We start from the raw sequence: 15,504 nt of genomic DNA on the forward strand, positions 1-15,504 counted from the left end.
GGTCACGAGCAGCTTCCATGGGGCTCAGCCCCACCGAAGTGAGATGTCACCCTGCCGTGATCGCCGAGTACATCCAGACGTCCGCCGGGATCTCATGTCTCAACTGCCATGTGATCGCCATCGGCTTGCTGCCTGTGTGTTCGACGTACTGGGCTGGTCCGAGCAGCATCCACGGCTGAGCTCCTCCGATGTCCGTGTTCTTGTAACGGCGCACGAAGAGCAGGACGTGGCTGCCTTCTGCGACGTGATGCTGGTAGCGGAGGCCAGTCGGGGACGTTGCCGAGGTCTGGTTCTGGGACTCCCAATGGAAGAGCGTCTCGCTCTGGGCGTAGTCGTGGTAGCGGGTCTGTGGGGAGAAGTCCTTCTCGTCCTTCTGCAGGGTGATGAGGAGAGCGTCGGTCTTGATCGACTCGCACCACTTCACCCCCTCGCGGAAGTCGCCCGGCATGAAGCCGCCGACGACGGACTGACCGAGGGCGGGGAGGATCTCTTCGCGGCTGTACGAGGCGTGTACGGTCAGCGGGATACCGTTCTGCCCACCAATCCCGACCAACGGGATCGGGACGTGTTCGGTACGGGCGAGGTTGTACTCCAGCACCTGGCGGAGTTCGCTGCGTACAGCGTGCTGCTGTCGCAGAGTCGCAAATCCGGCGTCGTAGTGCGCGAAGCCCTTGCGTGTGATGCCACCGAGCGGCCACAGCTGGAAGAAGAGCATGCGGGCGTAGGCCTGTCCCTGTTCATCGAGTGCATCGTAAGCAGGGGCGTCGTCCTCCAACATCCGCGTGTACGCCGCGACACGCAGCGGATCATCCACGTGTAGGAAGGAGGAGACCCTCTTCAGGAGGGCCGCTTCACCTTCCGGTGCTTCTCCCTTCAACAGTCCAGACCGGCGCAGGAGTCCGGTCCATGAGTTTCCGCTGCCTCGGTAGAGCTCTTTGAGCTCACGCCCGCTCTCGCCGAGGTAATGACTCAGCTTGGGCTCGGCGTAGTTGGCGACCTCGCGCGCCAGCGCAGTGACGTTGACGCCGATCTGCTCCTTGATGTTGGCGAGGATGGTGTTCTTCGCCTTCTCCTCAAGGATGATCTGGCAGCCGGACGGAAGCTGCGGGAAGTCATGCTCGATGTGGTCCAGGAGCCGCTTGCGGGTGAGGTTCGTTAGCGCTCGGAACTGGTTCTCGAAGCGGAATTCCTTGCGATGCTGGCCGATGAAGTCCAGAACAGTCAGTACGGCTTTGCCTTCGGTCCGACGGAGACCTCGGCCGAGTTGTTGGAGGAACACCGTTGCGCTCGAGGTGGGGCGCAGCAGGAGCAGTGTGTCGACGTCTGGGATGTCGAGTCCCTCGTTGAAGAGGTCGACCGAGAAGATCACTTGGAGCGCCCCCGACCTGAGGGCATCCAGGGCGTGCTTGCGTTCCTCGGCTGGACTCTGACCAGAGAGGGCGATGGCGTTGAGGCCGGCGGTTTGGAAGTACTCCGCCATGAACTTCGCGTGCTTGACCGACACGCAAAAACCCAGCGCTCGCATGGCACCTGGGTCCACAACCGTATCCTCGACGGCTTTCACGATCAGCCGGGCCCTCGAATCGTCTCCGGTGAGCACATTGCTCAGACCGATGGCGTCGTATGCCCCGCTTTGCCACTTCACCGCGCTCAGGTCAGTGTTGTCGCTGATGCCAAAGTAGTGGAAGGGGCTGAGGAGATCGTTCTCCAGGGCCTCCCATAGCCGCATCTCCGCGGCGATGCGGCCATCGAAGAACTCGTCCTGGATGTTCTTGCCGTCCATACGCTCGGGCGTCGCTGTGAGGCCGAGCAACTCCAACGGCTGGAAGTGATCGAGGATCTTCCGATACGTCGGAGAGGTCCCGTGGTGGAACTCATCGATCACGATCACGTCGAAGTGATCAGCCGGGAGTCGGTCCAGTGCTCGCGAGTTCAGCGACTGCACGCTGGCGAAGACGTGTGTCCAGCGCTCCGGGATCTCGCCGCTGTGGAGGGGCTCGCCGAAGTTCGCGTCCACCAAGACGTCTTGGTACGTGCGCAGAGACTGCTGCAAGATCTCTTTACGGTGGGCAACGAAGAGCAGCCGTAGATCACGGCCATGCTTCTTGCGCAATTCCTTGTAGTCGAGCGCTGCCATCACGGTCTTGCCGGTGCCGGTCGCGGCCACCAGGAGATTCCGGTGTCGGTCATGCACTTCGCGTTCAACGTCCAGTCGCTCCAGCATGTCTCGCTGGTGTGGGTAGGGGCGTACCTCAAGGCCGGACAACGTGATGCCGCGTTCCGCCGAGGGCTTCGAGGAGGTACCTCCGGCGATCGCCAGCGCTTCCTGCAAGCGGGCTCCATCAGTGTGCGGGTCGTACGCCTCGAAGGACGGGTCGCTCCAATACGACTCGAAGGTCGCGTCGAACTTTCGTAGAACATCTGGCGTGGCGATGGACGACAGCCGGACGTTCCACTCAAGACCATCGAGCAGCGCGGCTTTGGAGAGGTTGGAGCTGCCGACGTAGGCAGTGTTGTAACCGCTCTTACGGCGGAACAGCCATGCTTTGGCGTGCAGGCGCGTCGACCGCGTCTCGTAGTTGACCTTGACCTTGGCATTGAACTCCTGGACCAACCGATCCAGCGCACGCCGCTCTGTCGCGCCGATGTACGTAGTCGTGATGACGCGTATCGGCACATTCCGCTCGCGGGCCGCCTTGAGGGACTGCTCGATGATGCGCAGCCCGTGCCACTTCACGAAGGCGCAGAGCAGGTCGACGTGATCAGCGGTAGCCAGCTCGGCGCGCAGTTCGAAGCCGAGGCTGGGGTCCTCTGGCGAGTTGGTGATCAGCGCGGTGTCGGAGAGAGGGATAGCGGGCCTGACGGCGAAAACACCCGGTGCCTCCTGCCGGGTCAATGCAAGGAGTTGGCGAGGCCCTTCGGCCACCAGGTCCACCCACTCCTGGGCCCCTTCAAGAGTGCTGATGGACTCCAGGATGTGGTTCGCCGCGTGCACCCGCTCCTGGGCGGGGAGGGAGTCCAGCACGCGCCGCACGGTCCCGGCGACGTGTCTTGCGAGGACATGGGGGACCGATTCGGTACCGACCGCGTCGCTCACTGGCAGCCACCCGAGGCTTGCGAGCTCCTTCAGTTTCTGCTCGCACCGAAGCGTGACGAGTTCCTCGTACACGCCCGCCGCAGGCTGTGACACATCCACGGCATCGGACACCCTGGCCCCCCTCGGTCGCTTTGGACAGCTGCGCTCATATGTAACAGAAGCTACTGACACCTCACGCGAGGGGGGTGGAGAAGCGAGTGGCGCGCTCTACGATCTCAACATGACTCAGGAGAAGCTCGGCCCCATCCTCAGCTCGGTTGCCAAGAGAATGCGAGCCGACTTTGAGCAATCCAGGAATTTCAATCATAACGGCGAGGCCGGCACCTCACGCGAATTGATAATTCGCGACTTCTTGGCGGGATATCTGCCGTCTCATGTCGAAGCGGTGCATAATGCGGAAATAGTGACGGCTAGCGGGGAAGTCTCCCCGCAGAGCGATATCGTGCTCGTTGACCGCGGGGCGCCGTCTTTCACGACCTTGGGTGGATATCGAATAATCCCCAATGAGTGCGTATATGGGGTCGTGGAAGTGAAGACAAAGCTGGATGGCAATGAGCTTGTAGATGCCTGCAATAAGATAAGTAAGCTACGCAAGTTGCCTAAGGACTCTTATCGCCCAACGCCGGGTCTAGTTCCGAGATACACGTCAGCGTATGGGAAGGTCCACGAGTTCTTCCCGACTTCTGGAATCATCGTCGCCTTTGACAGTCTAAGACTTGAGACTATTGGAAATCATCTGGTGAGGTGGTGTAGTGGGCGAGATCCTGTTGAGTGGCCGGACAGCGTCTGGGTGCTAGGTAAGGGGCAATTGCAGTGGCAGAACCCGGCGAATCATTACATTGAAAGGTCTCCCGAGCCGGGTGCATCGCTCCTCCAGATCGATGCGATACCTGAGCAAGATATCTTGCTGGCCCTTGCGCTCCACTTAAACGTTCACTTTTCGGATGCGTGGATGAAGCCTCTGGACCTTATTCCGTACTCAGGTGCCACCCGACTCGGAGAAATCTCCCGTCGTTGGCCGTCGCCCGGAACTAGGCGTCAGGCTAAGGCGCTAGAGCAGCCGTAGCTTCCCTCGGGGGATCTGTAGGGCCGACAAACCGCCCGCTTTCCGAGCGATGGATGATCCCAACCGAATACCTCGCGCAAAGATCGTACATGTCTGCGTCAGGTGCAGCGGGTAGCAGGATTAATTTCCGAGGGGGCTCAGGGTGTGTTGCAGTGTTCACGTAACGACTGTAATCCAAGAGTTGACCGAGGGCCATTCTCACATCCTCCCGGGCGCTTGCACCCTTTGCCTCGTAGAGTGTGTGGGCCGTTGCGTCATACAGGCCGGTCCGAAGTATGGAGCTCAAGCCTTTGACCTTTATTTGGAAAGCGCCAACTTCGTGCCCCAGAGACTCTAGGTGGGCCTTGTATTCCTGCGTGAGCTCCGCCTTGCGTCGCACGGCTATCAGAGATGCTGTGGCGGAGCGAAGGCTCATTCTTGTGTTGAATGCCTCTGAAACGACAAAGGTCCCACTGGTTGCTGTGTTGGCCGACCTGCTTCGTTGGCTCTTCTTCTTTCGTTGCTTCGGAACTGATAGCCCGCCAGTTGTTGCCGGGGCAGGTTGCAGCATGGCCGCTGTCACTACCGTCAACGGAACTAGCTCCGCGATGGTTTCCTCGGCTACAGGTATCAATTTCCTTTCGGAGCGTTGTATCACCTCGCCATCGGGCCTTAGTCGAAAGACTATTACGCTGCGGACTTGATTGCTGGAATCGTGTACTCGTCGCCAAACGTACGGCTGTAGATGGTCCAGGGAGAACTCGCCGAGATATTTGTGCGTCTTGGTGCCAGTCCCCGGTATTTTGCCTACCTGTGTGAATACTCTAAGGGTGCGCCCTTGCTCGGAATGCTGCAGGATTGCTTTGTTGCCCGACCCTGCCTGCCCTTCGAAAGTTTGATCTCCCGACTTTCCCGCACCGGTGTATTCGAAGGTCGGACCTAGGTCGTCATCCTCTGCAAGCCATCCATCGTAATAACCTAACCGCTCGCCTACGCTCGGGTCGGAAAAGAGATTGATGCTCTCTTTTTCGGTGGAGGCGCAGATTCCGCCTTGTGGGCTCCCCCCGAACACCTTGCGGATCTGGGCTCGAGTGACAACGTCCCCAGGAGTGATCCTGCTAGCGCTATCTGTCATGCCTCGATCATGCCACTGCCGGTTTGGAGCTCAACAGGTATCGAGGCTGCGTAAATCGTTTCTTCCGCCTCAGGGAGACACCAGCTTGTTCCCCATTGTCGGCAGAGCGCACCTGGATTCACCAAGACCGGACCGGCTCGCGAGCGATGCCGGCCCAGTGGTTGAAGGACGGGGCTCGGCCGTTACACCCCGTGGCACCCCTCATATGCGCTCCCCGATCCGCACCAGCAGGACGCCCCCCTCTGCGGCGGCCAAGCCACAGCCCGCCCCCGTGCTGCCAGCGTCGTCGCGTACTGCGGCAGCAGGTCGCCGTCCCCCGGGGAGGCGCCCTCCGAGGCGGCGAAGGCCTCGTAGGAAGGGACCGTCCCTGTGACGATCCCGAGGTTCGGGGTGCCGGAAGCCGACAGTTCCCGCAAGGAGCCTTCTATCGTCTCGAGGTGCTCCTCGTGGGAGGGGTACTCCGTTTCCAGGGTCGGGTAGGCGGCGAGGAGTTCCGTCAGTTCGCCGGACGGCCAGTGGAGGACCGCGACCGGGAAGGGCCGGGAGAGAGCCTCCCGGTATGCGCCCAGTTCGGCCCGCAGGCGGGAGATTTCTGCCGCCAGTTCCGCGGGGTTGTCCGAGCCGAGGGACCAGACGCGTTTCGGGTCGTGGAGTTCGTCCAGGGAGACCGGGGAGGAGTGGAGGGTGTCGGCGAGGAGGTCCCAGTCGTCGTGGGGGGCGCCGAGCATCCGCCGTACGCGGTGGCGGCCGAAGAGGAGGGGATGCGTGGAGTACGGGGGCTCCGTCACGTCCGTCAGGAGCAGGCCGGCTCCTTCCGTGAACGCCGCCTCCGCCGCCTCCAGCTCGTCGTGGGACTCCAGGGACTCCGCGACGATCACCCAGGGGGCCGGGTCGCGGGGGGCGGCGGCGCGCAGGCCCTCGATGATCGCTCGGGCCTCTGCCTCGTGGCCGTACTCCCAGAGGTTCGAGGCCTTCAGGGCCCGGACCAGGTGGGGGGTGTCCAGGCTCTCAGGGGAGGACAGGAGGCGGTCGTAGAAGGCCGTCGCCGCGGGGCGGTCGCCGGCCAGTTCCAGATGGGCCGCGGCCTGCAGGAGCAGGGCTTCCGCGTCCTCGGGATACAGGCCGGCGGTTCGCTCCAGGCGTGCCGCTTCGGCGGTGTGGTCGACGTTTTCGGCGGGCGTGTCGGGGCGCATGCACGACACCGTACTGCCCGCCGGTGACGAAGGTGAGGTATCTGCAGGCCAGAGGCCTCACCTCGCGGGGGGACCGGTGACCGTCCTAGATCGTCACCCCGTCCACCTGCAGCGTCTGCACCGACTTCGCCGGGAAGGACAGTGCCACCGTCTTGCCGCTGAGGTAGGTGTCCGAGCGGGCCGTGTACAGGTCGCCGCCGCCCGTGGTCAGGGTGCTCCAGCGGGGGACCAGGCCGCCCGTGCCGCCGGTCACCGTCGTGAAGTTCGAGAGGTTGAAGGTGAGGGTCTGGGCGGAGGTCGAGGTGTTCAGGGCCACGATCACCAGGCGTTTCGCCGAGGAGTCGTAGGCGGCCGTCGCGTAGCTCACGCCCGTGTCGAGGATCTTCATGCCGGGGCGGATGTGGCGGCTGAACTGGGCCATCACGTAGTACTTCGTCTCGACGGCGCCGGCCTGCAGCGTGCTCGCGTCGTACTTGATCACTCCCCAGCCCGCCGTCGGGTCCATGACCTGCCAGTAGACCCAGGCCGTCGGGTGCAGCCAGCGGAAGTCGTAGAGGAGGTTGAAGGCCATGGTGTAGCCGGTGCCGTCGCCGTCGCCGGTCTCGGAGTTCCACAGGGCCTTGCCTGCCGTGGTGACGACGTCCGTGTAGAGGAGGTCCCGTCGGCCGCCCGAGCCCTGGTAGCCGTGGACGTTGACCCGGTTCACATAGCCCTTCGTCGTCGACGAGAAGGAGTTCCAGGTCGTGCGGGCGAGGTCGTAGCTGGTCTCGTCGCTCGCGGAGATCTTCGTCGACGTCAGGCCGCGCTTGTCCAGCTCGCTGCGCATGTACGGCAGTACGGCCGCCTGGACGGTCGAGTCCATGTGGCAGCCCTCCTGGGTCCCGGTCGCCGTCCACCAGGACGAGGACGGTTCGTTGAAGGGGTCGACCGTCGCGAAGTTCACGCCCCAGTTGTTCTTGGCGTACAGGGCCACGGCGGCCAGATGGGAGGCGTGCTGGCGGTAGTTCCAGGACTGGAGGTTGTTGCCGCCGCCGGAGGCGCCGGAGGGGTTGTGGTTCAGGCACATCCACCACATGGGGGAGTTGGCGAAGAGCTCGGTGGTCGCGCCGCGCGCCACCGCCTTCTGCAGCATCGCGCGCTGGGTGGCGTCCGCCGTCCAGTCCCAGGCCGAGGACGTGGGGTCCTCGTTGTTCCAGTCCTGCCAGTAGCCCTCGATCTGCTTGAAGGCGGGGATGTTGGCGGAGGCCACCATCGACTCGCCGTTCACCGTGTTCCAGCTGCACGCGCCGAGGTTGTAGCGGGCGATGTTCAGGCCGAGGCCGGGGAGGGTCGTGCCGTTGTAGGACACGGAGTTGGTCGTGAAGAAGGCGTCGGCGAAGTCGTTCCGGGTGCCGAAGACGTTCGCCCACCAGGCGAGGGAGGTGCCCCAGCCCTCCCAGGTGCCGTAGTTCGTCGACGGGTTGACGGAAATCGTCGCGTCGGCGTGGGCGGTGCCCGTGGCCAGCGCGCTTCCGAACAGCGCGCCGCCGGTGGCGGCCAGCAGTGTCCTGCGTCGGATCATGGCTACTCCGCTCCGAGTCATGGCCGATTGCGTTCGGCCGAGTGGCCGGTCCCGTTCGGCCGACACGAAGCATCGGGTGTGGCGTGTGGGGTTGTCGAGAGTTATGACAGCCCTTTCTCAAACCTGTGGAGAAAGGGCGTCCGCGGGTTCGAGGGGACGAACGGGGCGGAGTGGGAGCGGGTGTCGTATGTACGGGTCTGGAGACCTTGTCCCGCTCCCCTTATCGTGCCCGGCGTGCGGATCCCCCTTGTGCAGCACAGCACCCGCCGACGGCGCGCCCGGTATCGGAGGGTGCTCTGGACCGGCGCGGAACTCCTCGTGACCGGCGGGGTGTTGGTGCTGCTCCTGGTCGCCCATCAGCTGTGGTGGACCAACCGGGAGGCGAGGGAGGGGGCCGAGCGGCGGGTGGAGGCGCTGGAGCGGGAGTGGGAGTCGGGGGTCGGGGCCGACGACGGCTCCGGGGACGCCGGCGGTGAGAGCGGCAGCGACGGCGAGTCCGGCTCGGGTGACCGCGACCCCGCCCGGTCCGGCGGCACCACCAGGGCGTCCTCCTCCACCCCCCGCCCCTCCCAGGCCTACGCCGTCCTCCGCATCCCGAGCCTCGGTCTCCGCGTCCCCGTCGCCGAGGGCACCAGCAAGCAGAAGGTGCTCAACAAGGGGTACGTCGGCCACTACGCCCACACCCAACAGCCGGGCCAGGCAGGCAACTTCGCGCTGGCCGGGCATCGCAACACCCACGGCGAGCCGTTCCGGTACCTCAACCACGTGGGGAAGGGGGACAAGGTGGTGGTGGAGACCAGGGACGCGACGTACACGTACGTCGTCGACAAGATTCTGCCGCAGACCGCACCCCGTGATTCGGGCGTCATCCAGCCCGTGCCCCGTTCCCTCACCAGGCCCGCCTACGGCTACACCACCGCCGGCCACTACCTCACCCTCACCACCTGCACACCCGAGTACACCTCGCGGTTCCGGCTGGTGGTGTGGGGGAAGCTGGTGGCGACGCAGCCGCGTGCGTGACGGAACGCGTTCACGGCCGTCGGCGGTGGGTCGCTGGTCGCGTCGGACGGCGGGTCCTCGGGCTACGACCGCTCCCGCAGCGCCTCCCGTACGGCGGTCAGGATGGCGTCGGTGCCGGCGCCCAGGGCGCGGGCGGCCGAGGTGAAGTCGCGGGCCAGGGTGGCGAGTCGGGCGGCGTCGGGGTGCTGGGGCTCGGAGGGCAGGGCCGCGACCCGGGTGCCGGCGCCGCGGCGGGTGCGGATCAGCTCGGCGGCCTCCAGTTCGCGGTAGGCGCGGGCCACGGTGCCGGGTGCCAGGCCGAGGTCGGCGGCGAGCTGGCGTACGGTCGGCAGGCGGTCGCCCTCGGTGAGCCGGCCGGTGAGGATCAGGGCGGCGAGCTGGGCGCGGATCTGCTCGTACGGCGGCACCTGGCTGGTGGTGTCGACGCGGACGGCGGGCTCATTCATCGTCCACGGCCCGGGGGACGACGATGGTGAACAGGCACCAGCCCAGGGTGAACAGGCTCAGCAGGCCCAGGGGGTAGATCACCAGGGCGGTGATGTTGCCCAGCATGCCGGCGCATCGCGAGTAGAACAGCACTCTGCCGATCATCCCCAGGACGAGCAGCAGCTGGCTGGAGACCAGCAGCCCCCAGGCCGCGGTGATCGCCCAACTGCGGTCGTGGCGCTGCTGGTTCTCGCCGGGGCGGTGGGCGATGCGGCGCAGGGACCAGACGCAGGCGGCGGTGCCGAGGGTGAGGGAGACGAGGATGAGGGGCGCGTAGTACAGGCCGGGCCAGGGGCCGAGGAGCCGGGTGGGGCCGAGGGAGCAGGTGACGGCGAGGGCCCGGCCGGCCCGGCCCGCGGAGTCGGCGTCGGCCATGGCGGCGCCGATGGCCAGCAGGACGGCCACGCATCCCGCCTGGACGACGAGCAGCGGGGCCATCCGCGGCGGTACGTGGTCCCGGACCCGGCGCGGGGCGAGGCCGGCGGTGCGGACCGGATCCTGCGGGGCGGGCGTGAGCGAGTCGCCGAGGAGGACCCCGCCCACCGCGCACAGCCCGAAGGCGGTGACGGCGGCCACGAAGGGCATGGACATGTCGTCGCTGTCCATGGTGGCCAACGCCTGGGCGACCGCGACGCCCAGGGCCAGTCCGGCCCAGCGGGCGCAGAGGTCGGCGCGGGTCAGGAGTCTCTCAGGTGGGACGGTGTCGAGCATGGGCCCCCCGGGTCGGTACTTGTATCAAGTGGTGAGTACAAGATGCCGTGGGCGGGATGTTGTGTCAAACCCTTGATACAAGTGGGGACTTGGGCGCAACCTCACCCATGTGTGGAACCCTGGTGCCGGTCCCGGACGTCCTCATGGGGAGAACCGATCGAGACGGGTCAGGCGTAGGAACCGACGAGGGGAGGGGCACGTGATCCGCGACCGGCTCGCGCCGCGTTCCGCCCCGCTCCTCCTCTTCCTCGTCCTCGACGTCCTCCTCCTCGACTCCGGCAGCCTCTCGGCCGCCGTCGCGCTCGCCGCGACCGCCGCCGTCTCCTCCACGCTCGCCGTCTGCTCCCTGGTCGCCGCCCGCAGCGCCCCCGCCGTACCGCCCACCCGGGTGCGTACGGCCATCAGGGACCGCGCCCGCCGTACGGCCTTCCTGCCGCAACGCGACCCGGACGCCTCCGGCCGGGCCCGCCCCCGGGCGCCCGGCCACGCCCTCCCGACGACCGCCGCGTAGGGCACGCCCGTTCATCCCGGTGACCCCACGCGGGTCGTCATGCCGCGCATCCCCGCTGTTCCGGCACGACGAGACCCCCGGAGGGCTCCTCACCCATGTCCGTTTTCGCCACCCTGGTCGAGCACCTCGCCGACCTGCTCCAGCCCTTGTTCGGCGCGGCCGCCGCGGCCGCCGCGATCGTCCTGTTCACCGCCGCCGTACGACTCCTCGTCCATCCCTTCTCCCGGGCTGCGGCCCGGGGCCAGAAGGCCCGTACCGCGTTGCAGCCGAAGATCGCCGAGCTGCGGAAGAAGCACGCCAGGAACCCGGAGAAGCTGCGGCAGGCCGTGCTGGAGCTGCACGCCCGGGAGAAGGTGTCGCCGCTGTCCGGGCTGCTGCCCAGCCTCTGCCAGTTGCCCGCCTTCTTCCTCCTCTACCACCTCTTCTCCAGCACCTCGATCGGCGGCGAGGCCAATGCGCTGCTCGGTCACCAGCTCCTCGCCGCACCCCTCGGCGACCGGTGGGCGGACGCGCTGACCGGCGACGGGGTGTTCGGGCCGGCGGGGCTGGCCTACCTCGGGCTGTTCGCCGTCGTCGCGGCCGTCGCCACGTTCAACTTCCTGCGGGCCAAGCGGGTCCCGCTGCCCGAGACCGGCACCGGCCAGGACGTGCCCGGAGTGGGCGCGATCACCAAGGTCATGCCGTTCCTGTCCTTCTTCACCCTGATCACCGTGGCCGTCGTCCCGCTGGCCGCCGCGCTGTACGTGATCACCAGCACGACGTGGAGCGCGGTCGAACGGGCGGTGCTGTACCGCTGACGGTCCAGTACGTGAACCGGGTATTGCGGAGCCGACGCCGAGCTTGGAGGATCGGCCAGTCATCCGATGGCTGCACCCGTCGGCGGACGCTCCGCGATCGAGGGGATTGTGATCATGAAGCTGCTGCGAGTCGGTACGGCGGGGGCGGAGCGCCCCGCGCTGCTCGATGCCGACGAGACCCTGCGGGACCTGTCGGGTGTCGTGGACGACATCGACGGCGCGTTGCTCGCCGACGACGACGCGCTCGGCCGGATCCGGGCGGCCGCCGAGTCCGGCGAGCTGCCGGCGCTCGACGCGACCGGGCTGCGGATCGGCCCGCCGCTGGGCCGCATCGGCAAGATCGTGTGCATCGGGCTGAACTACCACGACCACGCCCGGGAGACCGGCGCCGAGCCGCCCGCCGAGCCCGTCGTCTTCTTCAAGGCCGCGGACACGGTCGTCGGGCCGTACGACACCGTGCTCGTCCCGCGCGGGTCCGCCAAGACCGACTGGGAGGTGGAGCTGGCGGTCGTCATCGGGCGTACGGCCCGCTATCTGGAGTCGGCCGAGGAGGGGCTCGCGCATGTCGCCGGGTACGCGGTGGCGCACGACGTGTCCGAGCGGGAGTTCCAGATCGAGCGGGGCGGGACCTGGGACAAGGGGAAGAACTGCGAGACGTTCAATCCGCTGGGGCCGTGGCTGGTGACGGCCGACGAGGTGGGCGACCCGCAGGATCTCTCGCTGCGGCTGTGGGTCAACGGGGAGTTGAAGCAGGACGGGACCACGGCTGAGCAGATCTTTCCCGTGGGGGAGGTCGTGCGGTACGTGAGTCAGTTCATGGTGCTTTATCCCGGGGATGTGATCAATACCGGGACGCCGGCGGGGGTGGCGCTGGGGGCGCCTGAGCCGAAGCCGTTCCTTCGGGGCGGGGATGTGGTCGAGTTGGAGATCGCTGGACTCGGCCGTCAGCGGCAGGAGTTCAAGGACGCCTGAGAAACCATGGGCGCGGGGGGTGCGGTGTGTGCGGGCCGTTCGCGGTTGCTCGCGCCCACGCGGCGGAGCCGCACATGTCGCAGCCCCGCGCCCCTGAGGCTTCTCACCTACAGGTACTTCTCCAAGAACCGTTCCAGTACCTCCACCACGAACCGGTGGTCCTCCAGCTGGGGGAGGCCCGACACCGTCACCGACCCCACGATGCCCACGCCCTCCACGTTGATCGGGAAGGAGCCGCCGTGGGCCGCGTACTCGTCGGGGTTCAGGCGGGAGGCGTCCTCGAACGTCGTGCCCTTGGCGCGGTAGCGGGAGCCCACGAGGTAGGAGGAGGCGCCGAAGCGTTCCACGACCCGGCGCTTGCGGGTGATCCAGGCGTCGTTGTCGGGGGTGGAGCCGGGCAGGGCGGCGTGGAAGAGCTGCTGGCCGGCGCGGTGGATGTCGACGGCGACCGGCGCCTGGCGTTCCCGGGCCAGCTCCACCAGCAGTGAGCCGAGCGCCCACGCGTCGTCGAACGTGAACTGGCGGAAGACCAGCCGCCGTTCCTGGGCCTGGAGCTCCTCCAGGCTGGGGGTGATCTCCGGGGTGAACTTCGGGGTCAGCTCGTGGGTGCCCATTACAGCGTCACCACCACTCCGTCTCGTGCCGAACGGCGGGCCGCCTCCAGTACGTCGAGGGCGGCGGCCGCCTCGACGGCGGTCACCGGGTTGGGGCCGCCGTCGATCAGTGCCTTGGCCACCGCAGCGTAGTAGGCCGGGTAGTCGCCGGGGAGGGTCCGTACGGGTACTCCGCCGCCGGTCATCGGGGATTCCCCGGAGCCGAGCCGGCCCCACAGCTCCTCGGGCTCCGTACCCCAGTCCGCCGTCGGGCCCGGGCGCTTGCCGTCCCGCAGGTCCGCCTCCTGGGGGTCGAGGCCGTACTTCACATAGCCGGCCTTCGAGCCCAGCACCCGGAAGCGGGGGCCGAGTTGGGCGGTGGTGGCCGAGACGTACAGGTGGGAGCGGACGCCGCTCGCGTGGGTGAGCGCGATGAAGGTGTCGTCGTCGGTCTCCGCGCCCGGGCGGCGCACATCGGTCTCCGCGTACACGGAGGCCGCCGGGCCGAACAGCGCCAGCGCCTGGTCGACCACATGACTGCCGAGGTCGTACAGCAGACCTCCGATCTCTGCGGGGTCGCCGGACTCCCGCCAGCCGCCCTTCGGCTGCGGCCGCCACCGTTCGAAACGGGACTCGAAGCGCCATACGTCGCCCAGTTCGCCCTCGGAGAGGAGCGAGCGCAGGGTGAGGAAGTCGTTGTCCCAGCGGCGGTTCTGGAAGACGGAGAGGAACAGGCCGCGGTCGTCGGCGAGGGTGGCCAGCCCACGGGCCTCGGCCGCGGTGCCGGCGACGGGCTTGTCGACGACGACCGCGAGACCCGCCTCCAGGGCCGCGGTCGCCAGCGGGACGTGCGTCCGGTTGGGGGACGCGACGACGACCAGGTCCAGTTCGTCGGCGCGGGCGAGCAGGTCCTCGGCGGTGGCGGCGAGCCGTACGTCCGGGAACTCGGCGCGGGCCTGTTCCTGCCGCTCGGGGTTCGAGGTGACCACGGTGTCGAGGGCGAGGCCCTCGGTGGCGGCGATCAGCGGGGCGTGGAAGACGGAGCCCGCGAGGCCGTAACCGATCAGGCCCACGCGCAGCGGGGTCTCGCCCGTCTCACCAGTCTTGCGTCCAGTCATGAGCCCCACTTTCGCAACGCTGTTGCCAAAGTGCAAGCAGGGGGGAGAATGGAGAGGTGAACAGGACGAACGGAGGCGGGCGCACGACCGGCGTGAACCTGCCGGACCTGCGCAACCACAACGCGGCGCTGGTGCTGGACCTGCTGCGCTCGGCCGGCCGGGACGGCATCAGCCGGCTGGAGCTCGCCGATCGCACCGGACTCACCCCGCAGGCCGTCAGCAAGATCACCGCGCGACTGCGGGAGGAGGGCTTCGCGGCGGAGGCGGGCCACCGCGCCTCCACCGGGGGCAAACCGCGCACGCTGCTGCGGCTCGTCCCCGAGGCCGGACACGCCGTCGGCGTCCACCTGGACCGGGACGAACTGCGGGCCGTGCTGGCCGACCTCGACGGCAGCGTGGTCGGGGAGCGGCGCGTGTCGCTGGACCTGGGCGCGGGCGCCGAGGCGGTCCTGGAGTGCGTGGTGCGGGAGGTCGGCGAACTGGCGCACGACTCGGGCGGCTCCCTCCTCGGGGTCGGTGTCGCCCTGCCCGGCCCGCTCGACCACATCCACGGAGTCCTCCATCGGGTCACCGGCTTCCCGGAGTGGGACGGCTTCCCCCTGCGCGACGCCCTCGCCGACCGACTCGGGGTGCCGGTCGTCGTCGACAAGGACACCAACGCCGCCGCCCTCGGACTCGCCGTCGGCGGCGAACACGGCTCCTTCGCCTACCTCCACCTCGGTACGGGCCTCGGGGCCGGCCTGGTGATCGGCGGGACCGTGCACCGGGGGGCCCGCACCGGGGCGGGTGAGTTCGGGCACCAGGTCATCCAGATGGACGGCCTGCACTGCTCGTGCGGGAACCGCGGCTGCGTCGAGGCGCTGTGCCTCGCGGCCATGGGCAAGGGTGACGTGAGCGAGGCCGCCCGGGTGCTCGGCGAGGGCGCCGCCAACCTCGTGGGCCTCCTCGACATCGACCTCGTCCTGCTGGGCGGCCGTACGGTCACGGCGGCGCCGGGGCCCTTCGTGCGCGGGGTCACCTCGGTGCTCGCCGACCGTGCCCGGCGCGAGGGGTCGCCGGAGGGCGCCGTACCGGTACGGCTCGCGCCGGGCGGGGACCGGGTGGTCGCCGACGGCGCGGCCCAACTGCTCCTCGCGCCGGTCTTCGGCCGGGGGGACGGCTGAGGGGCCCTGCCGGGTGGGCTCAACAGGCCCGTACTGCACCGAAGGGCCGTACTGCACCGAAGGCCCGTGCTGCACCGAACAGGTGAAAAAGCCGTATATCGC

The 15,504-nt window shown here is 67.7% G+C and carries 13 protein-coding genes; 6 read left to right on the top strand and 7 right to left on the bottom strand.

Going from position 1 to position 15,504, the window contains the following annotated elements:
* Window positions 1–46: 46 nt before the first annotated feature.
* Window positions 47–3,208 (bottom strand): DUF3427 domain-containing protein, encoded by a 3,162-nt coding sequence (locus ACIRF9_RS00865; RefSeq protein WP_403814265.1) that lies wholly within the window; start codon window positions 3,206–3,208, stop codon window positions 47–49.
* 109 nt (window positions 3,209–3,317) lie between these two features.
* Here ACIRF9_RS00865 and ACIRF9_RS00870 point away from each other — a divergent pair, with 109 nt between their 5' ends.
* Window positions 3,318–4,163: a DUF6602 domain-containing protein gene (locus ACIRF9_RS00870; protein WP_403814268.1), complete on the top strand. Its 846-nt coding sequence runs from the start codon at window positions 3,318–3,320 to the stop codon at window positions 4,161–4,163.
* Window positions 4,164–5,459: 1,296 nt separating this feature from the next.
* On the opposite strand, the gene ACIRF9_RS00875 is transcribed toward ACIRF9_RS00870, so the two are convergent.
* Together ACIRF9_RS00875 and ACIRF9_RS00880 are read right to left on the bottom strand one after the other, a co-directional pair.
* Window positions 5,460–6,470 carry a hypothetical protein gene (locus ACIRF9_RS00875; protein ID WP_403814270.1) on the bottom strand — a complete coding sequence of 337 codons (1,011 nt, stop codon included), beginning with the start codon at window positions 6,468–6,470 and terminating at the stop codon, window positions 5,460–5,462.
* 85 nt (window positions 6,471–6,555) lie between these two features.
* Window positions 6,556–8,031: a beta-1,6-galactanase gene (locus ACIRF9_RS00880; protein ID WP_403814272.1), complete on the bottom strand. Its 1,476-nt coding sequence runs from the start codon at window positions 8,029–8,031 to the stop codon at window positions 6,556–6,558.
* A 234-nt stretch (window positions 8,032–8,265) separates the two neighbouring features.
* Here ACIRF9_RS00880 and ACIRF9_RS00885 point away from each other — a divergent pair, with 234 nt between their 5' ends.
* Window positions 8,266–9,051, top strand: coding sequence for a class E sortase (locus ACIRF9_RS00885; RefSeq protein WP_403814275.1), 786 nt, complete (start codon window positions 8,266–8,268; stop codon window positions 9,049–9,051).
* 62 nt (window positions 9,052–9,113) lie between these two features.
* Here the strand turns inward: ACIRF9_RS00885 and ACIRF9_RS00890 are convergent, their stop codons facing one another.
* Together ACIRF9_RS00890 and ACIRF9_RS00895 are read right to left on the bottom strand one after the other, a co-directional pair.
* A complete protein-coding gene (locus tag ACIRF9_RS00890) occupies window positions 9,114–9,497 on the bottom strand; it encodes a GntR family transcriptional regulator (RefSeq protein WP_403814278.1) in 384 nt (127 codons plus the stop codon).
* The gene (locus ACIRF9_RS00895) at window positions 9,490–10,248 is read right to left on the bottom strand and encodes a hypothetical protein (RefSeq protein WP_403814281.1); all 759 of its coding nucleotides are present in this window, start codon (window positions 10,246–10,248) and stop codon (window positions 9,490–9,492) included. The genes ACIRF9_RS00890 and ACIRF9_RS00895 overlap by 8 nt, the downstream gene beginning before the upstream one ends.
* A gap of 199 nt (window positions 10,249–10,447) precedes the next feature.
* Here ACIRF9_RS00895 and ACIRF9_RS00900 point away from each other — a divergent pair, with 199 nt between their 5' ends.
* From ACIRF9_RS00900 to ACIRF9_RS00910, 3 genes are all read left to right on the top strand, one after another.
* On the top strand, window positions 10,448–10,759 hold the full coding sequence (locus ACIRF9_RS00900) for a DUF6412 domain-containing protein (RefSeq protein WP_403814284.1): 312 nt from the start codon (window positions 10,448–10,450) through the stop codon (window positions 10,757–10,759).
* A 95-nt stretch (window positions 10,760–10,854) separates the two neighbouring features.
* Entirely contained in the window at window positions 10,855–11,556 is a 702-nt protein-coding gene (locus tag ACIRF9_RS00905; RefSeq protein ID WP_403814287.1) for a YidC/Oxa1 family membrane protein insertase, read from the top strand.
* Window positions 11,557–11,670: 114 nt separating this feature from the next.
* Complete coding sequence (locus ACIRF9_RS00910) at window positions 11,671–12,528, top strand: fumarylacetoacetate hydrolase family protein (RefSeq protein ID WP_403814290.1); 858 nt, start codon at window positions 11,671–11,673, stop codon at window positions 12,526–12,528.
* Between the two features lie 107 nt (window positions 12,529–12,635).
* Here ACIRF9_RS00910 and ACIRF9_RS00915 read toward each other — a convergent pair whose 3' ends face one another.
* Together ACIRF9_RS00915 and ACIRF9_RS00920 are read right to left on the bottom strand one after the other, a co-directional pair.
* Entirely contained in the window at window positions 12,636–13,142 is a 507-nt protein-coding gene (locus ACIRF9_RS00915; RefSeq protein ID WP_403814292.1) for a heme-degrading domain-containing protein, read from the bottom strand.
* Window positions 13,142–14,239: a Gfo/Idh/MocA family oxidoreductase gene (locus ACIRF9_RS00920; RefSeq protein WP_403814295.1), complete on the bottom strand. Its 1,098-nt coding sequence runs from the start codon at window positions 14,237–14,239 to the stop codon at window positions 13,142–13,144. The genes ACIRF9_RS00915 and ACIRF9_RS00920 overlap by 1 nt, the downstream gene beginning before the upstream one ends.
* A gap of 56 nt (window positions 14,240–14,295) precedes the next feature.
* Here ACIRF9_RS00920 and ACIRF9_RS00925 point away from each other — a divergent pair, with 56 nt between their 5' ends.
* Window positions 14,296–15,402, top strand: a complete 1,107-nt coding sequence (locus ACIRF9_RS00925; RefSeq protein ID WP_403814298.1) for an ROK family protein — start codon at window positions 14,296–14,298, stop codon at window positions 15,400–15,402.
* The last annotated feature ends 102 nt before the right edge of the window (window positions 15,403–15,504 follow it).

It is taken from the genome of Streptomyces sp. NPDC096132 (assembly GCF_044763345.1).
Taxonomy (GTDB): domain Bacteria; phylum Actinomycetota; class Actinomycetes; order Streptomycetales; family Streptomycetaceae; genus Streptomyces.

Excerpts from the sequence above, each read along its gene's own strand:
- ACIRF9_RS00915 (WP_403814292.1), bottom strand. The coding sequence starts at position 13,142 with ATGGGCACCCACGAGCTGACCCCGAAGTTCACCCCGGAGATCACCCCC.
- ACIRF9_RS00870 (WP_403814268.1), top strand. The coding sequence starts at position 3,318 with ATGACTCAGGAGAAGCTCGGCCCCATCCTCAGCTCGGTTGCCAAGAGA.
- ACIRF9_RS00890 (WP_403814278.1), bottom strand. The coding sequence starts at position 9,497 with ATGAATGAGCCCGCCGTCCGCGTCGACACCACCAGCCAGGTGCCGCCG.
- ACIRF9_RS00875 (WP_403814270.1), bottom strand. The coding sequence starts at position 6,470 with ATGCGCCCCGACACGCCCGCCGAAAACGTCGACCACACCGCCGAAGCG.
- ACIRF9_RS00920 (WP_403814295.1), bottom strand. The coding sequence starts at position 14,239 with ATGACTGGACGCAAGACTGGTGAGACGGGCGAGACCCCGCTGCGCGTG.
- ACIRF9_RS00895 (WP_403814281.1), bottom strand. The coding sequence starts at position 10,248 with ATGCTCGACACCGTCCCACCTGAGAGACTCCTGACCCGCGCCGACCTC.
- ACIRF9_RS00910 (WP_403814290.1), top strand. The coding sequence starts at position 11,671 with ATGAAGCTGCTGCGAGTCGGTACGGCGGGGGCGGAGCGCCCCGCGCTG.
- ACIRF9_RS00880 (WP_403814272.1), bottom strand. The coding sequence starts at position 8,031 with ATGATCCGACGCAGGACACTGCTGGCCGCCACCGGCGGCGCGCTGTTC.
- ACIRF9_RS00905 (WP_403814287.1), top strand. The coding sequence starts at position 10,855 with ATGTCCGTTTTCGCCACCCTGGTCGAGCACCTCGCCGACCTGCTCCAG.